Genomic DNA, 25,306 nt, shown 5'->3' with positions numbered 1-25,306 from the left:
GCCCGCCGCCAAGCACGGCCGATCCGGTCAGCTCGTTACTTCTCGATCCAGCCGTTTTCGTCGCAGTTCCAGCCGTGCGGCTTGGGACGGCACGGCTGTCCCGGAGTGGCGCCGCAGACTTCGCACGTCCGCTCACCGATGCACTCGTCTGCCAGGGCGTAGAACGCCCACATCGTGTCGATGACAACGCGCTTGCGAGGAAAGAGCGCTTCCTCTTCCCGGACCCGAACAGCCCTTGCCGCCTTCATACGCGCACCCGTGCTTTCCGCTCAGGGCGCGTCAGGGACATGGTCAGCCGGTCGTCCACCCGCTCCCAGCCGGTATCGCCGCAGACAGTGCAGTCGGGCACCCACGGCACGACGACCGCGCCCACCTCGACATCCAGGTCTGCCGGAGCCACCGAGCATGATCGGCACAGCGTGAACACGCGCCGAGCTCCCTCATCCGGGTACTCGTACCGCAGCCTGCTACCGACCTCTTCTCGCGTGAAGCGCGGGACATCGAACCCCGGGTGTACGTCCGGCATGCACGCACACACCGTGACTCCGCCCCGGCTGCGAGCCGACCAGCTCAGAAACCCCGTACCGTGGCAGTCCTTGCACAGGTCGCCGACGGGCACGCGCCACACCGAGGCGATCACAGGCAGGCTCGCCAGATCACCAGCCGCCAGAGCTTCCGCAGCTCGAAGCAGGTACGCCCGCCGATTCGAGCTGGACATGTGCGTGTGGACGAGTTCGAGCACCGCCGCCGATTTACCGCACTCCCCAGCAGCAGGCGTAGCCTGAAGTTGCATCGATGTTCTCCTAAGACCGATCGATGTTTGGCTCCCGGCTGGAGGTCGCACCCTCCTGTCGGGAGCTCCTTGTTCTAGTGGGTTCCTACACCTTCATTGGCCACCGTGTACTAGTACTCTGTATACTAGAGGTGTCTTAGTACACCGTCAACCCTATCTCCTGCCTTAGCCCCCAGTTTTCGTGCAAGCAGAGGGGTGAGCTAGGCTGGCGGATGCCGGTGTACTAGAACGTACGCATTGACCGGTTTGAGAGGAAGGTCCGTCTTGACTCCGAGTATCGAACGCCAGGACCCGCCATACATGCAGGTCGCCAACCACATCCGCAGACAGATCCAGTCGGGCGAACTCAGGGATGGTGACACCATTCCGTCTGCCCGTCAGATCTCTCGCGACTGGAAGATCTCCTTGGCCACGGCCACGAAGGTCTTGGCTTCACTGCGATCTGAAGGTCTTGTCAAGGCGGTACCCGGCATTGGAACCGTCGTGACAGTGCTCAACCAGCAGTACACCTCGCCGCGCGACCGCTTCCAGGCGATCCGTCGTAGCGGGCGCATTTACCCGCCCAACGAGGCCGCTCAGATCAAGGAATGCGAGTTGGTCAGCGCGCCAGACCAGGTTGCCGACGCACTTGGCCTGGAGTCCGGCTCTAATGCCATCCGTCGCCACCGAGTCACCATGAACACTGAGACCAACACGCCCGTGTCCGCTTCTACCTCGTGGTTTGACGGAGCCTTGGCCGAGAGTGCGCCCAAGCTGCTTGTGGCTGAGCGCCTGGTCCAAGGCACGCCAACTTACATCGAAGAGCAGACCGGCCGGATCGTGGTGTCCGGCCGTGATCAGCAATGCGCCGACGTGGCTACCGAGCAGGATGCGGAAGATCTGCGCGTCCCGGTCGGGTCGCCAGTCCTTCGGGGCCGGAACTGGGTGTATGACCAGGAAGGCAGCGTCATTGAGTACGGCGAGTACGTGACCGTCTCGGGTCGCTGGTCCACCTATGACTACAAGCTCGCGGACGAACAGGGGGCAAAGTGAAGCTCATCCACTCCGGCAAGGTCCGAGACGTGTACGAGGATCGGGGAGACATCATCCTCGTGGCGTCGGACCGAGTATCCGTCTATGACGTGATCCTGCCCACGCCCATCCCCGACAAGGGCAAGGTCCTCACTCAGCTTTCGCTCTGGTGGTTCGACCAGCTCTCTGACATCGTGCCGAACCACATCATCTCTGCCACAGACGTGCCGGCAGAGTTCGAGGGGCGCGCCGTGCGGTGCCGCAAGCTCGACATGGTGCAGGTGGAATGCATCGCCAGGGGTTACCTTGCTGGCCTCGGGCTCAAGGAGTACGAGCGTGACGGGGCCGTGTCCGGCGTGTCCCTGCCCGCTGGCCTCGCCGAAGGATCTCAACTTCCTGAACCCATCTTTACGCCAACCACCAAGGCACAGATCGGGACGCATGACGAGTTCATCACCTTCGATGACGTCGTGAACCAGGAAGGCGCAGAGGTGGCCGACGAGCTTCGCCGGATCACCCTCGACGTCTACAAGCGCGGAGCCGAGATCGCTCGTGCACGCGGCATCATCATCGCGGACACCAAGCTTGAGTTCGGTTGGGACGAAGACGGCAAGCTCACATTGGGCGACGAAGTCCTGACTTCGGACTCATCACGCTTCTGGCCTCTTGAGGACTGGAGTCCTGGGCGGCCTCAGTTCGCCTTTGACAAGCAGTTCGTCCGCGATTGGGCTGCCGGTACCGGATGGGACAAGAAGCCTCCCGCGCCGGAAGTCCCTCAGAACATCGTGGATGCCACCCGTGCTCGCTATATCGAGGCGTACGAGCGGATCACCGGGAAGGCTTGGTAAGAGAGAAGCGCCATGAGTGAACAGCAGCAGTACTACGACCCGTACCAGCTCATACGAGAAGTCGGGTTCATGCTCAACCAGAACGGCCTTGAGGTGAAGGACTTCCCAGAGGGCAAGCTTGCAGACGCCCTGACGGGAGCATGCCAGCTTCTCCGAGCCTACGGGATCACGCCAGGCATGGATATTCGTGGCACCCTTGATCGTCGGCTGCCACCCTACTGGTAATTCACCCGCGCATCTCAAGCCCCGTCGCCACCCGTTACAACTTTGCTTACGTCTTCAAGCCGCCGCCGAGCGGCGGAAGGCGGGCAACGGTGAGGACGGAGATCATGGGAAGCCTGAAGATCGCCAACGAGCGGCCAAGATCCACGGGATACGGCCGCTCGTTCCAATAAGGCTCCACCGAAGGTCGTAGGGAAGTCGTCAGGGCAGACAGCAGGACAGCACGGCAACCACCACGGCCCCGCCAGCTCGGGATACCGAGAAGCCTCACGGAGGCAGGCGCCGGCCACCCAAGCCCCGCCCCTTCTACTCCTGCCCTTGCCACCACGCACACCACCACGGGGAAGACGCGACAGGAGGCTGGCCCCTGCGCGCCCGCTCGCGGGCGGGCTGCGGCTCTCCGGCCGGTCCCGCCCGCGGCGGCGCGCGTGCCGACAAGCGGCACACCGTGAGCAGGGGACGGAACATAGGCGGCATGGAGCATGCTCCGCTCCGCGTTCCTCAGCTCTCCCACCACAAGGCAAGGAACCGCCAGCGGCCACCGCACAGCCCATGCGCGTCCGCGACAACAAAGAGGGCGGAGAACACTCGCAGGCTTGCATCCGAGGAACAGAGAGCCGCACGGCGAGACGGCCGGTTCCGGGGGTCACCGAATTGTTTCGGAGCCGAATCCATGGGGACCCCTCCAAGATCGCAAAAGAGGGGCGGGAGGGGAAAGTTCGCGGGCAGGGGCGCTGCCCCTCCCCATTAAGTTGATCATTGTAATGCCCCTCTTTTGCGATCTTGCCCCATGGATCCAGCACCACCGCAACAATTCGTCAACCCCCTGCGGACGCACCGGATCACCACGGAATATCTCCGGAATGATCACCGCCGTTGAACATGCCCAGGTCGCCATTCCCGCAGCTCAAAGCCGTGATCAACACAAAACCGCAATCCCTCTCCTAAAGCGGGTGCCGCAGGTTCGAATCCTGCCGGGGGCACTCATCTCCACCAGGCATTCCGGCATCTGACCTGCGGTTTCTTGACCGCAGGTCTTTTGCTTGCCAGGCCCCTCGTAGGTCGCCGAGGGCACCCGTATGCAGCCGTAGGACCATGATCACGGGATATATGCGGGATGATCTTGACAGCGTTTTCCCAGGTGAGCACTACTTCCGAGCCATTCGGGTTCCAACATCCCCGGTCACCCGGGCTGTCGGAACAGACCCATCTCGGTGGTCTCCAAGAGCGCTACTTCTCGGTCTTGCTCGTTGTCCAGGGCAGCATGCGAAAGGCACGATCGCTGATCGAGTCGGGCGCATACAGAGCGGTCACGATGATCATGACGGTCAGCGATGCTTCCAGCAGCGTGAGAACCACGGCCAAGGTGGGAGCGCTCAGCCAAACTCCGGTATGGACAGCGGCCACAGTCAGGACCGCGCCGCCCTTGGCAGTCACGGAAGACCGGCGACGAGTGTTGGAAGGTGCAGCGGGCATGACCGCAGATTGACGTGGGCAGTTGCCGATCCGCCACGGGGTTCGGACAAGTTCGGACGCATGCTTGTCAAGCCGCAGGCTGGGCAGCAGGCGTCCAGATAGGGCAATATCCGAAGGCGTCGGACACCATCGCACCAATTGGCTGCCGCAGTGATGGCCGCCAAGGGCGACGATTGCGAGGCGGATGTATGGCATCACGTCGAACGCCAGAGGATTTCGGTGAGGCGTTCACTGAGCTATTAGCCGTCGCGGGTCTGACCGTGAGCAAGGTGGTGGCTAAGGGGCTGGGGGTCGGTCGAACCACGCTGTATGAGTGGATGAAGGGCGATCACCTTCCTGAACCCACCGGGCCGCTGCTGTCGGTGGTAGAGCTGTGCTTGGATCTGGCCGCCAAGCGAGATGCGGATCTCGGAATGCTGCCTTGTGATGCTGAAGGGTGGCTCCATCTGCTCGCCGAAGCCAAGCAGACCCGTCACTCGCGTCGCGCAGGGCGCTTTACCTCCGGTACCGACGCTGCTGACCCGGCTATAAAGCGACCGGATCGGCTGGGACAGCCCGTGGGGCGGTGGGGCCCAGTGGCGCTGGGAGTACATAAAACGGTCGGAGGCGGGGCGCTGACGAGCTATGTCCGGCGTTCGCATGACGATCTGCTGTACTCGGCGCTGGACCCGGCCGTGGCTGCCAACCGACTGGTGGTATTGCGGGGGGATTCCTCCACGGGCAAGTCGCGGGCGGCATATCAGGCGGTGGTGGCACGGTTGCCAAACTGGCCGTTGTTTTATCCGCCCACAGCCACCGCGCTGTCCCGGCTGTTGGAGGAAGGCATACCTCGTCGGTCGGTGCTGTGGCTCAACGAACTGCGCCATTACGCTGATGATCCGGATGGTGTGCAACCGCTGTCCGCGCTGGCACAGTTGCTGCGCGGCACCAGCCACATCGTGGCCATCACCACACTGTGGCTGGACAGTTGGGCAACCTACACCGCCGATCATCACGACGAGCCGGGCGCTGCCGACCCGTCCTTGGCCATTCGGGACCTACTCCGGTCGTTGCCGGAGCTGAGTGGCACAGCACGTCGGCGCTTGGACGTGACTCGGGGCGGAGTTATCGACGTGCCCGATCAATTCACCGATGAACAGCTCGCTGAGGCTCGCCGCCGCGGCGATGCGATAGTGCAGGAGGCCCTCGCCACCGCCGAGAGTGCTGGGGCGGCGGGGCGCCTCACCCAATTCTTGGCCGGGGTCCCCGACCTCCTGGACCACTATCAGGGACCCGGCGCTGACCCTTACGGGCAGGCTTTAATCAAAGCAGCTATGGACGCCGTCCGCCTGGGCCACACCCACCTGCTGACGCAAAAACTGCTGCAACAGGCCGCCGTTGGCTATCTGGCTCCCCGGCACCGCGCCCTTGTGGGCAAGGAACTCGCCGCATGCCAAGAACGAGCCTGGAAATACGCCACACGTACCCTCAAGGGCGCTTTTCAGGCTTTAGAACCCGTGCCTCCCGAGGAGGGCTTCGGCGTCGCCGGCTATCGACTGGCCGACTCCCTCGACCAGTACGGTCACCGCCATCGCGCCGACCAGATGCCGCCACGCGCCTTTTGGACCGCCACCGCCCATGCCCATCCCGGCGACCTAAGAGCGCTCGGGGACGCCGCCTGGGACCGCGGTTTGTACCGCGATGCCGTCCGCCTCTACAGGCACGCCACTACCAATGGCGACCCGCGTGCCGCCAGAATCCTCATACACCACCTACATGCCCTGCACCCGACCGACCACCGCCCTGCCCGCTGGGCAGCCTCTCACGTCTCCCTCCACAACCCTGGTGCAGTGGCCGAGTTGCTGAGCATGATGCAGGAAATTGGAGCCAGCGAGCAGGTCACCGCCCTAGCCGAACGAGCCGCCACCCAAGTCGCTCTCGATGATCCGCAGGGGGTAGCGAAACTCCTCGTCAGGCTCCGAGAGGTTGGGGCGAACGAACAGGCCACCGCCCTAGCCCGACGCGCCGCCACCCAAATCGCCCTCAATAACCTGCATGCGGTGGTCGAACTACTGAGCAAGCTGCAGGAAATGGGAGCCGACGAGCAGGTCACTGCCCTAGCCGAACGAGCCGCCACCCAAGTCGTCCTCGACAATCCGCGGGAAGTGGCCGAACTCCTCGTCAAACTCCGAGAGGTTGGGGCAGACGAACACGCCGCCCTCCTAGCCAAACGTGCCGCCACCCACGCCTCCCTTCACAGCGTGTATGAGGTGGCCGAACTGCTGAGCAAGCTGCGGGAAATGGGAGCCGATCAGCAGGTCACCGCCCTAGCCGAACGGGTCACCACCCAAGCCACTCTTAACAAGGCAGCTGAAGTGGCATGGCTTTTTGCCACACTGCGACGGGTTGGAGCCAGCGAGCAGGTCACCGCCCTAGCCGAACGAGCCGCCACCCAAGTCGTCCTCGACAATCCGCAGGAAGTGGCCGAACTCCTCGTCAAACTCCGAGAGGTTGGGGCGAACGAACAGGCCACCGCCCTAGCCCAACGCGCCGCCACCCAAATCGCCCTCAACAACCTGCATGCGGTGGTCGAACTACTGAGCAAGCTGCAGGAAATGGGAGCCGACGAGCAGGTCACCGCCCTAGCCGAACGAGCCGCCACCCAAGTCGTCCTCGACAATCCGCAGGAAGTGGCCGAACTCCTCGTCAAACTCCGAGAGGTTGGAGCAGACGAACACGCTGACGCCCTGATCGAACGCGTCGCCGCTCTCGAAGACCCATACTTCGTGGCCCAACTACTGGTCAGGCTGCACGAGATTGGGGGACAAGAGCTGATCGCTGAGCTGCTGGCTCATAACCTCGTCGCACAAGTTGTCCTCGACGACCCACGGGAAGTGGCCGAACTCTTCATCAGGCTCCGAGAGATTGGGGCGAACGAGCACGCCGCCGCCCTAGCCGAACGTGCCGCCACCCAGGTCGCTCTCAAGGACCCGTATGCGGTTGCCCGGTTGCTGGGAATGCAGGAACGAGTCAGAGCGCATGAGCAGACCGCCGAGTTGCTGGCCCGTAACCCCGCCGCCCAAGTCGCTCTCGACGATCCAGGTGCGGTTGCCCTGTTGTTGGGCAGGCTGTGGCTGGTCCGGGCGCATGAGCAGATCTCTCAGTTGCTGGCCCGTAATCCCGCCGCCCAAGTCGCTCTCGACAAGCCCGACGCCGTGGCCCAACTGCTGGACAAGCTAAGGCATGTTGGGGCGCAAGAACAGGTCACAACCCTGGTCAAACGTGCTGCCACTCTCGATGACGCACGCGCCGTGGCGGAACTACTGGTCAGACTGCGGGAAATTGGGGGGCACGAGCTAGTCGCTGAGCTACTGGCTCATGACCCCGCCGCCCAAACTGTCCTCGATGACCCGCGAGCGGCGACCCTATTGCTCAGTCGACTGTGGCATGTGGGAGCGCAAAAACAGGCCTCTGCGCTGGCCGAACGTGCCGCCACCCAGGTCGCTCTATACGACGCGTATGGCGTGACCCGGCTAATGGCGAAGATGCGGGAGGTTGAGGCACGCGACAAGGTCGCCATTCTGGCCAAACGTGTCACCACCCAAGCCACGCTCTACAGCGCGTACCCAGTGGACCTGCTGCTGGACAGCCTGCGGGAGGCAGGGGCGCAGGAGCAAATCGCTGAGCTGATCGAGCGTCTTCCAGCCGCAGGTTTTTTCGATCTATATATCGAGAATTGCAACTACGGAGAACGGTTCCGGTACGGACGAGAACTTGATGGGAGCGTCGCTGCTGCCTGGGGGTGGGCACCGGAGTGATCAAGCGGAGATGACGGGTCCTTGAACTGCACGGCATGGCCAAGCGGCATCAGTAACCATGGGACCTCGAGATTGAATTGGGGATGAGCTCGTTGGCAAACTGGGCGTCCACTACTTCACAGATCAGCTATTTCAATTAGCCGACATCCGTCGCGAGAAGTTGCACCAGAAGGTCTTAAACAGGCAATTCGGAGCTAGTCACCGCTAATTAGAAGATACCGGCCCGCTCTGCAATGCACGCTCCGCGAGCCATACGAGGACACCGGTACAGCGGCGCTGGCATCCGGAGCAACTAAAGGTCGTACCGGCGGCTGATCTCCAGCGCCTGCCGCTCGGTGACCTCCGCCGCGGTGCGCGTGATCTGCCAGCGTAGATCGTTCAGTATGGTTTCGCCCGCATGCTGGACCCGCCTGTTTTGTCGATCGAGTTCGACGTCGAAAGTCTTGGCGACCGGGCCCGTCCAGATTCTGCCGGTGTGGAAGTTCTTGGCGGGGGCGTCGAGTGCGTCCTGCATCTCATGCAGCAGCGGTTCTATCGTCTTCAGCGCGTCCCGCAGCGCCTCACGCAACGGATTGGGCACCATTTCAGGCATCAGTTCAGCTCCCCTTCCCCCGGGACGGACTGGGGGACGGCGTGTCGGTTCCGATGAGGAGTCTCGGCGCTATCAGTTTCATGAACGCCACCATGTCGGCGGCGTTGTCCCGGCCTTTGACTCCCCGCGCGAGCTCGACCAAAAGGCGCGCTTTGCCCTTGACGAGTATCGCGCCCACATGAGATTCCTCGTCGGGGTCTTTTATATAGGCTCCGTAGCCACCGGGCACGATTTCGGGCAGCAGTTTGCCGCCGTCTTTGAGATATTCGTCAACTTGACCGCGGACGCCCCCGGCATCGAGGATGACCCGCAGCAGCCGCGCCCGCTCTCCTGTCGGCTGGTAGGTGGCACAGGTGCCGTAGCCGGCCTCGGTGCGAGGTTCCGTGAGAAAGCCAACCACAATGGGGTTGCTTACCCCTGTCATCAGCTTGGCCGCAGCCTCCGGAATATGATCACAGAGGTAGGGAGGGGCGGGTGCCGACGGCAGAGGAGCCGTATCAACTACGGGAGTTTTGTCCTGCTGGCATGCCGAGATCAATACCAGTATGCAGGTGAGCAGGCTCGCTACCCGGGCGGCGGATTCCTTCATCGGCCTAGAAGGCTGGGAACCCATTTTTGAAGGCCGAGTCCACGGTCTGCTGCACTCCTAGGTCCACCCAGGGGTTGTCATTCGGTCGGCGTAGCCATCTCTTATAGGCATCGTAGGGATGCTGGCCCGACTTCATCATCTCTTCCATAGTCATGAGCGTCTTACCATCATCCTTGAGGAAGTTGTTAATTGCTTTGCGGGGGTCGGTGCCGGGTTTCATGTCGGTCAGCGACGCCCAGGGATGGGACTTCGCGGGCGGCTCGGCCGCGCCGAACAGTCTATGGTTGAACATGGCCTGAGCCGCGAGCTGGCCAACGAGCTCTTTGGTTTGTTCGGAAGCGAAATTGGCGGACGCGATGGCCTCTTTCTCCTTCGTGCCTTTAACGCTGTCCTCGATCACACCTCCCCAAGAGCTCACCACGCTGGCAGTGATCGGCCATGCCGCCTTCTGAGGGAAGGACAGCCCGGTGTTGATGATGGCCATAAAGATCTTGATGTTGCGCTTCTGGGCCTCGTCCAGTTCACGCCCTGTCTCGATCTTCGCGATGCCGGCCGCGTGGGCGATCATCCCGAAACCCGCCCCAGCCTCTTGCACGGCGGTGTTCATCGCGTTCTTGCCCTGTTTCGCGGCGAGCTGTGCGGCGCCGTGATCGAACAGTTGGCTTCCCCATGCCGCTTGCGCAGCCATGACTATCCCGAAGGCCTTCTCATCCTTGGCGAAGACGTTCTGCATCACTTCACGCAGTTGACCTTGGTTGAACTTCGCCCCCCAGGGTTCCTGCCCAGGTATGCCGGCATGGTCTTGTTCATAGACTCCGGGTTGTTGCATAGCGTCCATGGCGGCCCGATTGACATCGGGAATGTACGCCGCCAGGATCCGCCCGATGGAGATGGGCGCTACGAACGCCTCCTGCCGCTTGCCCGCGTGAATCTGCTCGTATTCGAGATGCATGAGCTCAGCGGCCAGCTTGGCCGACAGGTAGCCGGAGGACGGCTGCGCGGCTGAGCCCGCGCGGTCTCGGTAGGTCATCGTGGCCGCTTCCAGCGCTTCGCCCACCGCCTTACCGCTATCCCACAGCGGGAGCTTGGTCGTGTAGTACTTGAGCCTGTCGCCGCTGGCGAAGAATCCCTGGGCGGCGTCCGGGTGCTTGCTCAGGGCGTTCATCACGTCCGCCATCGGATGTCGTCCGACCACGTGGTGCGTCGCTTGCTTCCGCTCGGTGGCATCCAGCGCCTTGGCTACCTCCAGCAGGAAAGAGCTGTTGAAGGTTCCGTGTTTCAGCGCGGCGGCGATCCCTGCCTGGGTGCTGCGTGAGAGATTGGCCGTCAGGTCGTTGCGCCACCGCGTGCTTAACTGGCCGCTGGCGCTGCCGAGCGCCTTGCCAAGAGCCGCTTGCAGACGTTGGGATTTCTTGTCCTGCCCGTCGGTCTTGGCGAGCAGTCGCCGGACCCGCTCCGGGCCCATCGCGTTCATCAGCTTGAGCGCGAAGCCGGCATCGCCCGCATGCTTCTCCAGCTGGGCGAGCGTCTTGTCGTCGACTTCCTCGCCGTCCGCAGCCTGGTTGAGGTGAGCCGCCGCCGCATAGGCGTCGGCGTCGTAGGAGACCTTCTTGTGGAGCTCCTCGTCGAACCCGATCAGTCCACCCGACCCCTTGGGTCCCCAAGTTTCGTCCATCGCCTGGATAGCGTCGTTCCGCCGCCGGAGCTCGGGCGTCTTAGCACGGATCCAGCCTTCCGCCTCCCGCATGGCGCTCAGTCCCGAGACGTCCAGCTCGAGTTTCTCCATGACACGCCGGACCAGCGGCTCGTTCCTGCGGAACAGCTCTCCGGCGCGACCGAGTGCTTTCTCGAACGGGCCCATCCACGATGGGTTGATTCCGGAGAACTTGTCGTCGAACGGCTTCGACGGTAGATCGGCGGGCTGAGTCATGAGTGATTTCCGGCATCTTCGGGGGAATACGTCCGGATCGCCAATCAGCCTAACCTCAGCCTGACATTTGTCTAAGGATTCCTGCGCTACCGATATGGCGACCGCGGCTTCAACCAGGAGTACGCGAGCCGGTGCACTCCCGGTTCAACCGCCGATCTGTGGGTCAGCACACAAGCGGAAGCCGTCGTCACGACCGAGTAGGGCGTTTTCGGTGACACCTGGGAAGCGGCTGTGACCAGGTGCTATACAGAGTTCTCCACTTGTCTTGATACCCGTCCCTCCAATCGGTTGTCATCTGAAGGAGGAATCTGCTTCTGCAGGCCCACTAGCCGCCCGGGTCATGCGTAGCCCCATCAACCATGGAGGCACCATGCGCATCCAAGGCAAGATCGCCTTACTGGCAGTGTTAGGTTTGACCGCCGCGGGGCTCATCGCTCCCGCCGTTCACGCTGACCCCACGCCCAAGCCGCGAGCGGAACTCGTGCCAGCCTGGGATACTCCGGGCCCCCAAGGCAGCACAACGTATGAGGTCCGCTCTCCGGCAGCCGAAGACCAACGCGCCGCCGCGCCGGCGTGGCGCTGCCACCTCTACGTCAGCGATCCGCAGTTCTGGAGACACAACGGCCGCTGGCACATCAAAGGCATCGGCCGCCAATGGTGCACCGGGGCCGGCTACATCCCGCAAGGGCCGCGGCTGACCCTGCAGCGCTACCTAGGCCTCGGGGTCTGGCGAAATGTGCACCGCACGACCATCGCCTGGTCCCGCGGCCATTACGCGGAGATGCAATACCCCTGGGAGTGCACCGGTTCCGGTAGCGAGGAGTACCGCTGGGTCGTCGACGGGTTCGCCCAAGGCGTCCCACGAGCCAGAGCGCACGCCTACTCGTTGGTCTACCTGCGGGCCATCTGCTAAGCGTCGGCCACCGAGATGGCGGGCAGGCGACGGCCTCGCCAAACCATGATCGCCCAGCCGTGCGGCGTCGCGACAGTTCGTGTGGCCACGCGCAGCTGGGCGATCCGGTGCGTACGCAGGATGCGCGCGTGGACAAGGTGACGGCCTTTCGGGCTCCAGCGTCTGGTGCGGCTACGTTCCCAAGTGTCGTGTCGTATGTCGACTCGCGCCTCCTGCCCGCGCAGGGGGGTGTCCGCGATGCGGATCGCGGTCATACCCAGTGACGACCAATCGGTGTCGTACTCGTACACGACCCATTCCAGAGCACCCACGTGAGAGAACAGCACCGCCGCAATGTCGCCATCGACGATGTCACAGGACAAGGGCAGCAGATCAGCATCGTGCGGAGCGTCCAGTCCGTGTTCGATGATCTGGCGCCCTTGCTGGGCCAGCGCCGGGTGCAAATCTGGCATGGATTGACGTTATGTTCCCCGCGTCCGGTACGTCGAGGGACGTCACCCCTATACAGAAAATTTGATATAGGGCCGAGCCACTCCCTTCTGCGCCCGAAGTTACGTCTGTGTTCGTCCAGCGCCCGTCGATCGCTGCCTGAAATGGCTCGTGGTTCTGTGCGTGCTTCGCGGACAAGGTGGAAGCGGGCAACACCTCGGTGTACAACCGACTGCGACGGCTTGGCCCAGGTCACTCCGCGGCGTTGACATAGATCGTAAATGGGCCGTATCGACATTTCTCTTCCCGGGAGAACCACATGCGATTTGCACCTGTGGCGAGCTGATTGTGCCGATCTTCGACGAGGGCCAGACCCGCTGCATAGCAACGCGCGATCGGTCGCTGGATCTATTCGCCAACCGCTTCGAGCTGACCCGGCATGTCGTCACGCTCATCAACGAGGACCCGCCTCCAGAGCGGATCCTGTACCTGCACGGGCTGGGTGGCAACGGCAAGTCGCTGCTGCTGCGCCATCTGGAGAAGCGTGGCTGCCTCCGTACCGACAGATGGGAGGAGGTTCGCGACGCCTCTGACCCCGAACTGCTGGAGCGACTGGCCGAGCATGGTCAGCAGGTGCCGATGGCCAGGATCGACTTCGGCGCACGGCCGGCAGGCGAGAATCGCCCGCAGGAGGCGTTCTCGGCGTTGTTCATGCTCAAACGCCAGCTCGCCCAGCACGGGATCGCCACGCCCCGCTTCGACTTCGCCGCCATCACCTACCTCCACAAACTCGGGTTCGACATCGCCCACCGGGTGCCCGAGCTGTTCCCCCGCGGCGAGGTCAACATCGCGTTGGACATCGCCGATGCCGTGCTGGCGCTGCCGGTTCTGCGCGTGGGGCAGCAACTGTTCCAGATGCTCAACGCCCGCATGGACAAGGCCTTCACCCGCCGACGGATGCAGCGCCGACTCTCCCAGCAGGACGCGGAAGACATCCTGACTCTGGTGCCTGAGCCGGACCTGCTGCATGAGCTGCCGCGCCTGTTCGCCAAGGATCTCAACGACGCTGCCGGCGACCACGCGCGGATCGTGTTGCTCTTCGACACCCACGAGGCGTTCTTCGGCGAGGCCATCGGGGATGCCGACAGCTTGATCCACGCTGACAAGCTAATGCGCGACGAGTGGCTGCGCTGCCTGCTCGGCCACCTCGATCTGGGAGCCGGGATCATCGCCATCGTGGCAGGCCGCACCCGTCCCCCGTGGCCGTCCGCGCCCGTCTTCCCCATCCCGGAGCGCTATATCGATCATCGGCTGGTCGGCCACCTGACCACCGCCGATGCGACGCAGTACCTCACCCTGGCCGGCATCACCGATCCAGCCATGCAAGCAGCGCTGGTGAACTATGCCTCCACCGCTCCCGATGAGGTGCACCCCTACTTCCTGGGCCTGTGCGCCGACGTAGCGCTGGCCGCCGGCTCCCGCCTGGATCCTGCCGACTTCTCCACACTGGTGGATAAGGAACGCGACCTGGCTCGCCGGCTGCTCCAGTGGACGCCTGCCGAAGCCGAGTACGGCATCCTGGCCGTGAGCGCCTGCCGCGCCTTCACCGCCGAGACTTTCCACCACCTCGGCCAGGAGCTGGACTTCCCCTGCGATCGCAGCGCCTTCAGCAAACTGACGGCCTTTTCCTTCATCTCGCCGCTACGGGGCGGTACGGCCAGCGGATCCGGCGCGTACACCATGCACAACATCCTGCGCCGCTCCCTCCAACACGTCCGGCCGGCGGAGGTGCGCAGGTCCCATGAGGTGCTGGCTCGGCACTACAGCGGGCGTCAGGAGTTCACCGCCGAGTTGGAGGCGGCCTACCACCTGAGCCATCTCAACGCCGCCCAAGGCGTAGCCGCCTGGGCCACGCTCATGGATCGCAGCCTGGCCACCGGCCGCTTCGACCGATGCCGCGCTCTCGCGAGCCTGCTCAGCGACCTGCGCATCGACCGCGACGAGGACAAAGGCCGCTGCCTGTACCGCGTGGCCCGCGCCTACCTCGGACTAGGCCGCTGGAGCCAGGCCGAAGCCCTGCTGGACGGGCTACCTCACCGGTCAGCACACGCTGAGCTGCTCCGCGCCGAGGTGGCCTTCTGCAGAGGCGACTTCGAAAGGGCCGACCATCTCGCCCAGGCGGCGTTGGCGCTCACGGAAGCCGACGCCCGGGAAGGCTTCCTGTTCCGGTTGGCCGAGATCGAGCTGTATCGAGGGCGTTTCCCAGAGGGACGCGAGCACGCCACCGAGGGCATGAACGCCACGACCGATCAGGCGCCCTGGCTCAAGCTTCTCGGCGAGATCGAATACTTCTCCGGCAACGTCGATCGTGCCGACACACTCATCAACCAGGCACTACAGGACGTGGCTGCCCGTTCCACCCACCTGCGCGACCAGGCCCTGTTCGCTGGCCTGCTGCAGGACGCAGCGTTGGTCGCCGAGGCCACCGGCGCTTGGCAGATCGCGTTGGACAGCCAGAACAAGGCCCTCGACATCCGTAAAGCGTCAGAAGACGCCCGCGGAATCGCTCAGTCCCTCCACGGGCTGGGCAAGGCCCAATGCGGTCTCGGCCTGGTGCGAGAAGCCGCTCAGACTCTCGCCGAGGCCGGTCGCGCAGCTCGAGATCTCGGCGACGGCCTACTCGCGGCGAAGGTCACCCACAGCGAAGCCGACGTACGCCAGGCCAACGGCGACCATGTCGGCGCGTGGCAACTGACCGTCCAGGCCCTGAAAGAGTTCGAGCACCACGGCACCCCCTACGACGTGGCCTCCGCCTGCCTTTCACTGGCCCGCCTGGCGCAAGGCCGCGAACGCGTCCGGTACGCCGACCGCGGACGGCGCGCCATCGAACGGGGTGGGTTCGGTGTCCTCGCCCAGTTGTTCCCTGACCAGGCGATCCCGCCTGCGGTACGCATCCTCAACGGTCTTGCCGGCTTCTGCTGCGGCGACGCGCTCGGCGTCCCCTGGGAGGGCAAGCCGCCCCAGGACATCCATCTCTCCGACACACTCACGACACGAGAGGGATGGCCGCTCGGCAGCACGTCAGACGACACGGAACAGCTCATCATGCTCGCCCGGAATCTGATCGACACGGGCGGCTCAGGGGCTGTCTTTCTCACCACCCTCGCTGCGGCACTGCCGACCATACGGGGAGCTGGCCCCACCACTCGGAGAGCGGTGGCGCGGTTTGAGGCAACCGGAGAACTGGTAGCCGATGGCGGAGCGACCAACGGTGCCATGATGCGCGTGCTGCCCATCGGCTGGGCCCTACCCGCCACCGAAGCCGAACGCCGCCGTGAGCTGGCCATACGAATGACGAAAACCACCCATGCCGACCCGAAGGCCATCGCCACCGCCAGCGCTGTGGCCGCCATGGGATCTTGGGCGTTCGAGGCCTGCACCGCCCAGGACCTGATCTCCGTCGCCCGAGAAGAACTCGACCACTTCAACGTCCCCATCACCGCACGATGGGAGCCCGATCCGAGCGGAGTGTCGCTGGATGTCATGGACACATTGGGCGCGATCCTGCACGTACTCCACCTTCACAACGAACCGGTTGAAGCCATGCGGTATGCGGTCAGCCTTGGCGGGACACTGACACCGTGGCTGCAATCATCGGAGGCATCCCGAGCTGCCGCCAAGACACGGCGGACATCCCCTGGGCACCACAAGTCGCTCTCCCGGCAGGGCTGGACACGCTTGCCGAAGGGCTGTGGGCCATGCGACGGGCGGCGTATGCGTGACTTCTGGATCATCGGCCCCATCGCCTGGGACCTCGCCCTATACGTTGACCGCATCCCCGCGAGCGGTCACTTCGTCCAAGCCAGGGAAAGTGTCGAGCGTCCAGGCGGAACCGGCGCGAATGTCGCGGTCGCACTGAGCCAGGTCGGGAGCCGTGTCCACATGGTTGGCTATGTGGGGGCCGATACCGCCGGCCAGAACATGACGAAGACGCTCAGTGCTGCCGGGGTCGACGTCGATCATGTGCAGGTCCTGCCGGGACACACGTCCTCGGTGGTTCTGCTCATCGAACCAAATGGCGAACGTACCATCATCGGCATCCACGCCGACCTGCTGCACACCATCACGATCCCGGTCGAGGCCGTGGCGGCAGGAGACATCGTTTACTTCGCCGCCTGGCACGACTCCTTCACCGCCGCAGCCCAAGCCATGGCAGCCGCAGGAGCGCTGAGCGTCCCACCGGGCACCACCCCCGCCATGCGATACCTGATCGGATCCCGTAACGACTTCTCCGTGATCCCGGAGGAAGCCACTGTCATCGTGACCGAAGGCGCTAAAGGCGTCACCGTCTACTCATCGGGCAAGAGCGACCACTACCCGGCCATCCCAACAGATGCAGTAGACGCCACCGGAGCAGGCGACGCCTTCGCTGCGGGCTTCCTCTGGGAGATTGGCAATGCAAGACCTCTGGCCGAAGGCGTGCATCTCGGTCTCGCCTGGGCCGCTACTAATGTCCAGGTGAAGTCATCTATGCCAAAGACGACGTGAGTGCCTCAGCCCGGGACGGCAGGCTCACGTAATAGGGGATGAGTGTAGCTCCTCCTCAGTGAGTGTCTGAGGTGGGCATTTACGGCCTTCGCGCACTGCGGGCCACCCATGCGGAACCGCGGGCAGCATCGAAGCGAGGACCGTTCGGAGTTCCTGCACCGTTCTATGAAAATATGGTTCGTTCCAAATGGTAATTGGGTCTGGCGCAGGCTTTCTTTGTGATCTACCTTCCGGGCAAACGATCAACGTTGTCGCCTGACGTGCGACGCTTCGGAAAGGGTAGGACTCCATGGTACGGACGGTCCTGCGGCTTGCCGCTATCGCCTCGCTCTTCATCGCCGGCTTCACCGTCACGCCCACGACCGCTGCGTGGGCGGAGGCCGATTGCTCCCCGCCGCAGGAGAAGACCTTCTCTTTGCCCGGAAAGCCTGACGTGTGGGTGGGGGCCGAGCTATGCGTCTATACCAGGGGTACGGGCAACAATCAGAAGCAAGCCATACTCAGTATTAACTGGCAGGGGTCTTTCCTGGGCGGTACGCGGTTCGACAAGTTCATCGCGGAAGTACGCGTCGAGCGCTACGACATCATTTATGGGAACGAGCAATGCAACTGGAAGAGCGACCTCAACAGCATCTCCGACTCCGAGGGCAGGATGTGGGACTGCTACGCCTACTACAACTCATCCCTCAACGGTGGGTGGACCGCCGACGGAAGGATCATCTACAACATCAACAACGACGGCAAGGGTGACATGATCTGGGATCTCACCGGCTCCGGTCAGGTCGCCGTGGCGCCGGACGGCACCGAGACCGAGCAGCCCTCGACCGAAGAGCCGACCTCCTGAGCTTAGTGATACGGAATGGGTTTAGCTCGTCCTCAGTGGTGCGACACCCATAGGGGATCGCTGATTACTCGGCGCTTTGGCTCCTGAGTGCCCCACTAACGTGGCGCGATTCAAGAATCAGGTGGCATGCGCGGTTGCGGATGCGGAATGCAGGACGGGAAGGCGGAAACAGTTCGTCGCACTTCGCGCCGATCAGCGATCCCTGTCGCTTCTTGTCCTCATCTTCGCTATCAATGCGCCTGGGCGCTTCCGCACGATCAGTGCGACTCGTTGAGTTCCTGCGCAGGACCTGGATGTTCTCACAACGCTGAGGCGGACGCGCCACGGTGGAAGTCGCTGGTCGATGACGGTTCCCCGACGATATCGCTCCTTGTTCTTCGACACCTTGGGGCTTGGTCTGGTCCTCGCCGCGGGTGGCGGCGTTCGAGGTGCGGACGTGGACGTCGATGGCAAGGCGAGCACCACGGGCCGCTCGGAAACGATTGGGCGAGGCGTCGACCTTGAGGCGACCGTCGTTTGGGGTGAGGAACCGTTGGCGCCCCATGAACTCGACGACCATATGCCGACGCCTACGCACACCAGGAAGCCAGCAACGAGCGCCAGTCGTGCTGGGCGATCCCAGCTTCGAAGAGGGGATCGTTCTGGTGGGACCGGGGTCGAGTACCTTCTCCAGCAGAGCGAGTCGGATGTGGCGAGGAGCCGGGGCCGGTCCCGAAGCGGTAGGCCGTTCGGCGGGCGCCTCACTGGACGCGATTCTCCGGGAGGGACGGCGGAGCGGTTCTGATCACTGTTCATGGTCCTCCTCTCTCTGCCCGTGCATGCAAGAGTGACGCAAGGTAGCGGCCCCTGGCGGGAGCGACGCGGCATGACGAGCGGCATTGAGTGGCATGGCCCCGGTCGCCCGGGGCCGAAGGCGGTAACCTGCGCTATTCGTTCAAGGCATCGTTGATCTTGCCGTTGATCTGCTCTTGCTGACCGTCGATGCACTTGGCGTAGACGCGCAGCAGGACGTCAACGCTGTGACCTGACTTGGCTCACGTTCAAGATCGAATCCGAGTCGTAGGTCGCTGACCTTGGGATCCGCCGTCGAGGATGGCGAAAAGTGCGCACTAAATCGGGGGCGTCTCTACGCTGTAGGCCGTGTCTCCGTACGTGCGGACGGTGAAGACGGCCTCAGGGGCGCGGGCGGTGCAGATCGTGTACTCCTCGCGCCGCGGGTCGCGGGAGATCGAGCACATCGGATCCGCGCACGACGACGCCGAGCTGGAGATGCTCAAGGCCATCGCGCGTCAGCGGCTGGCCGCCGGGCAGGAAGAGCTGGATCTCGGGCTGGACGACGGCCCGGCCGCGGGCGGTCCGCTGGAGATTGCCAGTTCCCGGATGGAGCACCTGTGGGATGCCCTGTCCCGCGCCTATGCCGCGCTCGGGTTCGACGCCGCGTCCGCGGGTGATGAGGTGTTCCGGCAGCTGGTGCTGGCCCGGGTGATCGAGCCGACCAGCAAGCAGGACAGCCTGCGCGTGCTGGACGAAGCGGGCATCACCTCGGTGTCGTATGCGACGGTGAAACGCCGGCTTCCGCTGTATGCGGCAGACCGCTGGCGCACGGCCCTGGCCGAGGCGTGCGCGGCGCACGCCCGGCTGGGACCGGCCTCGCTGGTGCTCTACGACGTCTCCACCCTGTATTTCGAGACCGACGCCGGGGACGGGTTCCGTGAGCCGGGCTTCTCCAAGGAGCGGCGGCTGGACCCGCAGATCACGATCGGGTTGCTGACCGATGCCTCCGGGTTCCCGCTGATGGTGCAGGCCTTCGAGGGCAACAAGGCTGAGACGCACACCATGCTCCCGGTGATCGGTGCGTTTATGACCGCCCACCGGCTCTCCGATGTCACCATCGTGGCCGACGCGGGGATGATCTCCGAGGCGAACAAGCGGGCGATCGAGGAGGCAGGTCTGTCGTTCATCCTCGGCATGCGCATTCCTGAGGTCCCCTACGTGGTCAAGCAGTGGCGGCGTGAACACCCGGACACCCAGATTCCCGACGGGCACATCTTCATCCAGCCCTGGCCCGCCGCAGCTACGCAGTCCCGCCGGGACCAGATGATCTACTACCAGTACCGGGCCGACCGGGCCCGGCGCACCCTGCGCGGCATCGACGAGCAGGTCGCCAAGGCCGAACGCGCCGTCGACGGCCAAGCGCCGGTCAAACGCAACAGGTTCATCAAACTCACCGGAGCGGCCAAGAGCGTCAACCGGGACCTGGAGGCCAAAGCGCGGGAGTTAGCCGGGCTCAAGGGCTACATCACCAACCTGCCCGGCGTCACACCCGCGTTCGTGATCGAGGCCTACCACCGGCTGTTCGAGATCGAAAAGTCTTTCAGGATGAGTAAGCACGACCTCAAGGCCCGGCCGATCTACCACCACAAACGCGAATCCATCGACGCCCACCTGACCATCGTGTTCGCCGCCCTGGCCGTCAGCCGATGGATCGAACACCGAACCGGCTGGTCCATCAAGAAGTTCGTCCGCACTGCACGCCGCTACCGCACCGTCCACATCCGAGCCGGCCGCCACCGCCTCACCGCCGCCGACCCCCTGCCCGCCGACCTACGCGACGCGCTCAACCAGATCCACGGCCGGGAAGGTGCGCACTAAATTGAGCCAACTCGGGTGCGCTATTCGTTCAAGGCATCGTTGATCTTGCCGTTGATCTGCTCTTGCTGACCGTCGATGCACTTGGCGTAGACGCGCAGCAGGACGTCAACGCTGTGACCGGCGCGTTTGGCGACCTCTACGGCCGGGACGCCCACGTCCAGCCACAGCGAGACCGCCGCGTGGCGGAGGTCGTACGGCCTGGCGGCCAGCGACGACGCGATCTGTTCCGGGGTGAGGGCGAGTTTGCGGGCTTCCTGCCAGACGTAGGAGTACGCCGAGCTGGAGTAGGAGCCACCGGTACCGGTGCGGAAGATCCTGCCGTCCTTGGCGGCGCCGTACGTGGCGATGTGCTCGCGCAACATGGCGACCAGGACGGGCGGGATCGGGATCTCTCGTGTCTCCTTGTCCGCGCGGTGCTTCAGGCAGCGTGACTCGTGGGTCTCACCGGAGTTGGTCCAGCGCTTCGTCCCCTGGGGGCGCGCCTTCTCCAGGACGATCAGGCCCCAGCCTGTCTCCGGCAACGTGCAGTTCCTCAACCGCAGGTCGGCTGCCTCCTCCGGCCGGAGGGCGGCGTAGTAGATGCAGGCGAACAGGGCCTTGAGCCGGACACCGCGCTTGCGGCCCACCTGGGGGATGGCGTCGAGGAGCCGCCGCGCTTGGGCCGGGTTGACCACCGGCCACGACTGTCGGTGAACGGCGGTACTACCGTGGATGGCGTGACCGTCGCCTCCACCCTCACCCCCCGCCTCACGACCTGGCTTTCCGCCGGGCGCGGCAGTGAGACAAAGGTGGAAGTGGAAATCGCACACAAACCTGCCAAGGCGGACAAGACAGCCAAAGACAAGCGTCTGATCTGGTCAGGCCAGGCCACCGCCAAGCCCGGCGACTCGCACGTGACGCTGCGGCTTCCCAAGGACCGGCTGGAGCATGGCTGGGAGGTGCGATGGCGTGCCCGAGCCACCACCCCAGGTATCACCGGCGCTTGGAGCGCTTGGAACGTGCTTCGCCTGAAGGCGTCGCCGAATACCGCGACTCCATCGCCCAACAACGAAACCGCTACAGTTGCGGATACTCCGGGACCGCCGGAGACTTTGGCCGGCCAACCGAATCAGGCTCGAGGACTGCTGGGCCAACAGCAACAAAGCAAACAACAAGAGAGCCTATCCGCATGGCTGGGTTCGGGATTCCTACAATTGGTGCTCTGTTCGCACCGTAGGCAAGGCCCGGACCGAGAAGAAGAGAATCTGGTGTGGCCCCTGCATCGGGTGGAAGACAGAGATCAAGGTGAAGGCGAAGCTAGAATTCCTCTTCAGCGTGGCGGGTCACACCTTCGCAGGCGGCAAAGAGGGTGGCCAATACGCCGAGATTGACCAGAACAACGGCAACATCAACAGCCGCACAACCCGGATGTGGGCGCGCGTGGACACCATTAAGGTGACCGGTCGAGCAGCCTCTCTCATCTTCCCGGAGAGCACAGACTTGACCGTGAACATCGGGGGGAGTGCGCCAGGCGGCATGCACTGCGCAGCTTCAGGAGGCGGCGCCCACACGTCCACCATCGGCGAGTAGCGACTCGATGCGAACAAGCAGCAGTATTTTGAGTTCGTCTCCAATAAAAACGGCAGTACTGGACCTCACCAGCTGAGTTTGTGCACGTTCACGCCCATTCTCGTGTTGGGCTGGCAGGCTGGCTTCGCCAACCCGTTAATCAACACGAAGATGGTCGACATGCCTGTGCGGTGCGACACGTCAGAAGAGCTGAAAACGTACTATGGCGGGTGCGTTTACACCGAATTCACGCCTACGTTCGAGACTCCGCTCATCTACGGCTGGGACGGCGACGAGACCATTATGAATGAGTCGACCGACCTGATCAGGCGAGCGCTTGAGGAGCCAGAGAAGACCGATCCCAAGAAGACCGACGAACCGAAGGTGATTCCGGGAGCGCCCAGCGTCGGACCTCTCCACCGCACCAGCAGTGAAGATCGGGACCGTATTAACCGCGCCCAGTCGGTGAAGTACTGCGCACAACTCCTCAAGCCAGGCGAGCCATCCCCGCAGTACAAGGACTGCGACGAATACCCGTTCGCCGCCACGCACGAGGGATCCGCAGGGCAAACCACCAACCGGAATGTCGCGGTCGACTTCATCGCCCATGATCATAACCGATCAGTCGGAAGCAAAATGAAATCGTTCTGGCAGCTCTACCGCGTTTTCGGCTCCGACCCCCTAAACGGTGTCGATAGGTGGCACCCGTATGAGAGCTTCTTCGTGAAGACGCCAAACTGACCAGAGATGAGAAGGTGACTTGCTGGGGCTCTCTCTCATAAGGGAGCCCCAGCAAGCGGCTTTCGAGAACGAGAAGGGAGAAACGTGTCGATTGACCTCGAATCCCACTACCAAGCTGTCACGGCTTACCTGACTGAATCGCTGCCGGATGGCAGCATCACCTGGTGTAGAGCATCGAGTGTCGATGAGCTGGCCGTTTCGCTAGGAGGAGAGCTGCAGAGCGCCGCCCCTCGCTCGCTTTTCAGTGCCGACGAAGAAGCGCAACCTGAAATCTCAAGGTCCGGCCATGGCAGGACCCTGGTCATCGGCGAACTCGGCCCTTGGCTGGTCGTGCTGGAGCCTGCAGGCTGGATAGCCGTCGACGCGCTGCCGCGGCTCTCTGGAGCCGGCGAAGCCGTGTCTTTGGTGATCGGTGACACACTCAGGCACTACCATCTGCACTATTCGCGTGATGGCCGCCAAGTGTGCCGCTTCCGCTGGGGAGCCCAACCAGATGGCGACGCTTCGTCTCTTGAGCCCCTTCTCTCAGGACTGTCCCTCACGTCAGGGCTACCGTCGTTGGACGAGATAGCAGAGCTGCCGTCGTTTGCCGCCTGGAAGACGCACGCCCTCATCCTCACGGAACGGCTCACCGGCGTTCGCCTGACAGTGGACTGGTTGAACCGCGAGCACAGACGCTACTTCTGCCGTCCATCCGACAGTGATGTTGGACAATGAATGGCGAACACAGACGTCTAGGCAGCCATCGCTCCATGCATACGTTCCAGCGGTGGTGGGACCAAGGCCAACAGGTTCCTCACCTATTACGAAAGCAGCACCACCCATGGAGAGGTCGCTCGTCACATCAAAAAGGCATTCGCCAACACCAGCAAGGTGATCCCAGGAAACTGCCTATCGAATCCTCACAGAAGACGCATTCTTCATCCGCCTTCTACGATGCCGAAGGTAATCGCATGAACCCGGATGCCACTCCCGAATAGCCACGAGTCATACTTGGTATCCGGTTCCAATGCTCGACTATAGGGTATTGGAACCGGATATTGACCCCTTCACCGGAGTGCAGGCATGCTTCAGCCAATCGAAACAGTTCTCGACATCATCGATGTCGCCTACTCCCAATTCCTGCTGGCCTCTTGGATGGGCGGCTACACGGACCCGCCGGGGTGGCCGTCATGGGACGATACAGCTCGGCAAGCCAGCAAGGATAACTGGTTTGTCGCGACGGCGAACCAGGCGATTGTCATCAGCGGTGTGGGCTTCCATAAGGCGAAAACCTCAATAGAGCTTTGGGATACTGAAGCCCCCGACGATGGGGAACAGTGGGATCGGAGCCGAACCGTCAAATTCTACTCAAGCTCAGGCTTTGCCTGCGTCGATGAAGTAGGAGGTCGAGTAGATTACACGTTCCTAGACCTACGCCTAGAACATCAAGAGTGGTGGGTCCGGGCTAGCGCCCGCCCCGGCGAGAATCCCCATTATCAAGTCGATATGCTACCGGAGGGGTTGGAGGAGTGGCGGTTTCAGTTCTGGCCGGTTGTCCATCCCGGCCGCGCCCTCAGCCAGATTACCAAGAGGCAGTTGCCTTGATTCCCGAACCCCACGCTGAAGAATCCGGGATCAGGGCGTACGTCTGGGCGGCCGGACTCCTGGTTTCCCCCAGAATGCGGGATAAGTCAAGAAGACGCTGACCGACCCAAACGCCCAGCCCCATCCATCTTCAGTCGCCCGGCCCAATGTTTCCAGTCAGCAGGGCGAAAAAGGACATGTCCGGAGGACCTCCGGAGGGACCGATCCACCGTGTCGTGAGCGAGCCGCCCTACGACATCAACGCTGCGCAACGGGGTTTGCCGGGGGCGGTATGCCGAAACGAGATCTCGCAGTCGTGGATCAGCGGCGTCAAATACGATCCAGTGCCGAAGAAGGGTGACGAGTACCCGTTCGCTTGCCTCAGAGTGACGTGGCGGTCAGCCTCGACGAATGCGGGGACATGCGCGGGATGATCTAGCAGATGGCGCGGGCGCCGGGAGGTATCTCCGCAGGTCAGAGCGCGCGAACCAGCCAGACGGCCTCCACTCTCCTAAAGCGGTGCCGCAGGTTCGAATCCTGCCGGGGGCACCAGGTCCGATGCACCAGGTCCGACCAGCAGCAAAGCGCCCTTGACCAGTGGAAACGCCAGTCAAGGGCTTCTTGATGTGTCCGGTGATGTACGGATGTGGCTGATCGTTGGCGGGTGATCGTGCCAAATACGTGCGCACAACTGTCGGCATGCAAGACTCTCGCTAAGTCCTCCAGCGACCTGATGGGATGTACTGCCTCCGTTCACCCGGCCCGTACGAGAGTCCGCGATGCTCGATTCCACGAAAGTGCTTCAAA

General features: G+C 63.3%; 21 protein-coding genes and 1 tRNA gene. 13 read left to right on the top strand and 9 right to left on the bottom strand.

The features are described 5' to 3' along the window. Positions 1-35: 35 nt before the first annotated feature. Both OHA25_RS17240 and OHA25_RS17235 read right to left on the bottom strand, forming a co-directional pair. Positions 36-248: a hypothetical protein gene (locus tag OHA25_RS17240; RefSeq protein WP_327588585.1), complete on the bottom strand. Its 213-nt coding sequence runs from the start codon at positions 246-248 to the stop codon at positions 36-38. Further along, positions 245-793, bottom strand: coding sequence for a hypothetical protein (locus OHA25_RS17235; protein ID WP_327588584.1), 549 nt, complete (start codon positions 791-793; stop codon positions 245-247). Before OHA25_RS17235 ends, OHA25_RS17240 begins: the two co-directional genes overlap by 4 nt. Positions 794-1,093: 300 nt before the next feature. Between OHA25_RS17235 and OHA25_RS17230 the strand changes: the two genes are divergently transcribed. From OHA25_RS17230 to OHA25_RS17215, 4 genes are all read left to right on the top strand, one after another. Further along, complete coding sequence (locus OHA25_RS17230; protein WP_327588583.1) at positions 1,094-1,825, top strand: GntR family transcriptional regulator; 732 nt, start codon at positions 1,094-1,096, stop codon at positions 1,823-1,825. Then, positions 1,822-2,652 (top strand): phosphoribosylaminoimidazolesuccinocarboxamide synthase, encoded by an 831-nt coding sequence (locus OHA25_RS17225; RefSeq protein ID WP_327588582.1) that lies wholly within the window; start codon positions 1,822-1,824, stop codon positions 2,650-2,652. The genes OHA25_RS17230 and OHA25_RS17225 overlap by 4 nt, the downstream gene beginning before the upstream one ends. A 12-nt stretch (positions 2,653-2,664) precedes the next feature. Beyond that, positions 2,665-2,877, top strand: a complete 213-nt coding sequence (locus OHA25_RS17220) for a hypothetical protein (RefSeq protein ID WP_327588581.1) — start codon at positions 2,665-2,667, stop codon at positions 2,875-2,877. Positions 2,878-3,786: 909 nt separating this feature from the next. Continuing rightward, positions 3,787-3,857, top strand: a tRNA-Ser gene (locus OHA25_RS17215). Between the two features lie 247 nt (positions 3,858-4,104). On the opposite strand, the gene OHA25_RS17210 is transcribed toward OHA25_RS17215, so the two are convergent. Beyond that, complete coding sequence (locus OHA25_RS17210) at positions 4,105-4,545, bottom strand: hypothetical protein (protein ID WP_327588580.1); 441 nt, start codon at positions 4,543-4,545, stop codon at positions 4,105-4,107. Between the two features lie 65 nt (positions 4,546-4,610). Here OHA25_RS17210 and OHA25_RS17205 point away from each other — a divergent pair, with 65 nt between their 5' ends. Beyond that, positions 4,611-8,147, top strand: a complete 3,537-nt coding sequence (locus OHA25_RS17205) for a hypothetical protein (protein WP_327588579.1) — start codon at positions 4,611-4,613, stop codon at positions 8,145-8,147. A 292-nt stretch (positions 8,148-8,439) separates the two neighbouring features. On the opposite strand, the gene OHA25_RS17200 is transcribed toward OHA25_RS17205, so the two are convergent. From OHA25_RS17200 to OHA25_RS17190, 3 genes are read right to left on the bottom strand one after another with little or no spacing between them, the layout of a single operon-like run. Then, positions 8,440-8,739 (bottom strand): hypothetical protein, encoded by a 300-nt coding sequence (locus OHA25_RS17200; RefSeq protein WP_327588578.1) that lies wholly within the window; start codon positions 8,737-8,739, stop codon positions 8,440-8,442. 4 nt (positions 8,740-8,743) lie between these two features. Next, on the bottom strand, positions 8,744-9,328 hold the full coding sequence (locus OHA25_RS17195; protein WP_327588577.1) for a hypothetical protein: 585 nt from the start codon (positions 9,326-9,328) through the stop codon (positions 8,744-8,746). A 4-nt stretch (positions 9,329-9,332) separates the two neighbouring features. After that, complete coding sequence (locus OHA25_RS17190) at positions 9,333-11,258, bottom strand: hypothetical protein (RefSeq protein ID WP_327588576.1); 1,926 nt, start codon at positions 11,256-11,258, stop codon at positions 9,333-9,335. Positions 11,259-11,628: 370 nt separating this feature from the next. Between OHA25_RS17190 and OHA25_RS17185 the strand changes: the two genes are divergently transcribed. Beyond that, the gene (locus OHA25_RS17185; protein WP_327588575.1) at positions 11,629-12,171 is read left to right on the top strand and encodes a hypothetical protein; all 543 of its coding nucleotides are present in this window, start codon (positions 11,629-11,631) and stop codon (positions 12,169-12,171) included. Here the strand turns inward: OHA25_RS17185 and OHA25_RS17180 are convergent. Beyond that, positions 12,168-12,623, bottom strand: a complete 456-nt coding sequence (locus OHA25_RS17180) for a hypothetical protein (RefSeq protein WP_327588574.1) — start codon at positions 12,621-12,623, stop codon at positions 12,168-12,170. The two genes, OHA25_RS17185 and OHA25_RS17180, sit on opposite strands and share 4 nt — an antisense overlap. Before the next feature lie 160 nt (positions 12,624-12,783). On the opposite strand from OHA25_RS17180, the gene OHA25_RS17175 reads away from it, so the two are divergent. Further along, the gene (locus OHA25_RS17175; RefSeq protein ID WP_327588573.1) at positions 12,784-17,148 is read left to right on the top strand and encodes a PfkB family carbohydrate kinase; all 4,365 of its coding nucleotides are present in this window, start codon (positions 12,784-12,786) and stop codon (positions 17,146-17,148) included. A 289-nt stretch (positions 17,149-17,437) separates the two neighbouring features. Then, positions 17,438-17,992 carry a hypothetical protein gene (locus OHA25_RS17170; protein ID WP_327588572.1) on the top strand — a complete coding sequence of 185 codons (555 nt, stop codon included), beginning with the start codon at positions 17,438-17,440 and terminating at the stop codon, positions 17,990-17,992. A 64-nt stretch (positions 17,993-18,056) separates the two neighbouring features. Here OHA25_RS17170 and OHA25_RS17165 read toward each other — a convergent pair whose 3' ends face one another. After that, the gene (locus tag OHA25_RS17165; RefSeq protein WP_327588571.1) at positions 18,057-18,551 is read right to left on the bottom strand and encodes a hypothetical protein; all 495 of its coding nucleotides are present in this window, start codon (positions 18,549-18,551) and stop codon (positions 18,057-18,059) included. A gap of 581 nt (positions 18,552-19,132) precedes the next feature. On the opposite strand from OHA25_RS17165, the gene OHA25_RS17160 reads away from it, so the two are divergent. After that, positions 19,133-20,644: an IS1634 family transposase gene (locus OHA25_RS17160; protein WP_442942118.1), complete on the top strand. Its 1,512-nt coding sequence runs from the start codon at positions 19,133-19,135 to the stop codon at positions 20,642-20,644. Between the two features lie 20 nt (positions 20,645-20,664). Here OHA25_RS17160 and OHA25_RS17155 read toward each other — a convergent pair whose 3' ends face one another. Next, complete coding sequence (locus tag OHA25_RS17155; RefSeq protein ID WP_327588570.1) at positions 20,665-21,318, bottom strand: tyrosine-type recombinase/integrase; 654 nt, start codon at positions 21,316-21,318, stop codon at positions 20,665-20,667. A gap of 610 nt (positions 21,319-21,928) precedes the next feature. Here OHA25_RS17155 and OHA25_RS17150 point away from each other — a divergent pair. The 4 genes from OHA25_RS17150 to OHA25_RS17135 all read left to right on the top strand — a co-directional run bounded on the left by OHA25_RS17150 (position 21,929) and on the right by OHA25_RS17135 (position 24,520). After that, positions 21,929-22,213 carry a hypothetical protein gene (locus OHA25_RS17150; protein WP_327588569.1) on the top strand — a complete coding sequence of 95 codons (285 nt, stop codon included), beginning with the start codon at positions 21,929-21,931 and terminating at the stop codon, positions 22,211-22,213. A gap of 102 nt (positions 22,214-22,315) precedes the next feature. After that, complete coding sequence (locus tag OHA25_RS17145) at positions 22,316-22,933, top strand: NucA/NucB deoxyribonuclease domain-containing protein (protein WP_327588568.1); 618 nt, start codon at positions 22,316-22,318, stop codon at positions 22,931-22,933. A gap of 84 nt (positions 22,934-23,017) precedes the next feature. Then, positions 23,018-23,650 (top strand): DUF6461 domain-containing protein, encoded by a 633-nt coding sequence (locus OHA25_RS17140; protein WP_327588567.1) that lies wholly within the window; start codon positions 23,018-23,020, stop codon positions 23,648-23,650. A gap of 348 nt (positions 23,651-23,998) precedes the next feature. Then, entirely contained in the window at positions 23,999-24,520 is a 522-nt protein-coding gene (locus OHA25_RS17135; protein WP_327588566.1) for a hypothetical protein, read from the top strand. Positions 24,521-25,306 lie beyond the last annotated feature (786 nt).

The sequence above is a fragment of the Nonomuraea sp. NBC_00507 genome, from assembly GCF_036013525.1.
Classification (GTDB): domain Bacteria; phylum Actinomycetota; class Actinomycetes; order Streptosporangiales; family Streptosporangiaceae; genus Nonomuraea.
The sequence above is the reverse complement of the archived record's forward strand: the minus strand, read 5'-3'. Positions and strand labels throughout refer to the sequence as shown.

What these genes read in the sequence shown, in the direction of transcription:
- OHA25_RS17235 (WP_327588584.1), bottom strand. Translation starts at nt 793, where the DNA reads ATGCAACTTCAGGCTACGCCTGCTGCTGGGGAGTGCGGTAAATCGGCG.
- OHA25_RS17190 (WP_327588576.1), bottom strand. Translation starts at nt 11,258, where the DNA reads ATGACTCAGCCCGCCGATCTACCGTCGAAGCCGTTCGACGACAAGTTC.
- OHA25_RS17210 (WP_327588580.1), bottom strand. Translation starts at nt 4,545, where the DNA reads ATGCCATACATCCGCCTCGCAATCGTCGCCCTTGGCGGCCATCACTGC.
- OHA25_RS17165 (WP_327588571.1), bottom strand. Translation starts at nt 18,551, where the DNA reads ATGGTCGTCGAGTTCATGGGGCGCCAACGGTTCCTCACCCCAAACGAC.
- OHA25_RS17185 (WP_327588575.1), top strand. Translation starts at nt 11,629, where the DNA reads ATGCGCATCCAAGGCAAGATCGCCTTACTGGCAGTGTTAGGTTTGACC.
- OHA25_RS17240 (WP_327588585.1), bottom strand. Translation starts at nt 248, where the DNA reads ATGAAGGCGGCAAGGGCTGTTCGGGTCCGGGAAGAGGAAGCGCTCTTT.
- OHA25_RS17170 (WP_327588572.1), top strand. Translation starts at nt 17,438, where the DNA reads ATGGTACGGACGGTCCTGCGGCTTGCCGCTATCGCCTCGCTCTTCATC.
- OHA25_RS17180 (WP_327588574.1), bottom strand. Translation starts at nt 12,623, where the DNA reads ATGCCAGATTTGCACCCGGCGCTGGCCCAGCAAGGGCGCCAGATCATC.
- OHA25_RS17135 (WP_327588566.1), top strand. Translation starts at nt 23,999, where the DNA reads ATGCTTCAGCCAATCGAAACAGTTCTCGACATCATCGATGTCGCCTAC.
- OHA25_RS17200 (WP_327588578.1), bottom strand. Translation starts at nt 8,739, where the DNA reads ATGCCTGAAATGGTGCCCAATCCGTTGCGTGAGGCGCTGCGGGACGCG.
- OHA25_RS17220 (WP_327588581.1), top strand. Translation starts at nt 2,665, where the DNA reads ATGAGTGAACAGCAGCAGTACTACGACCCGTACCAGCTCATACGAGAA.
- OHA25_RS17230 (WP_327588583.1), top strand. Translation starts at nt 1,094, where the DNA reads ATGCAGGTCGCCAACCACATCCGCAGACAGATCCAGTCGGGCGAACTC.
- OHA25_RS17195 (WP_327588577.1), bottom strand. Translation starts at nt 9,328, where the DNA reads ATGAAGGAATCCGCCGCCCGGGTAGCGAGCCTGCTCACCTGCATACTG.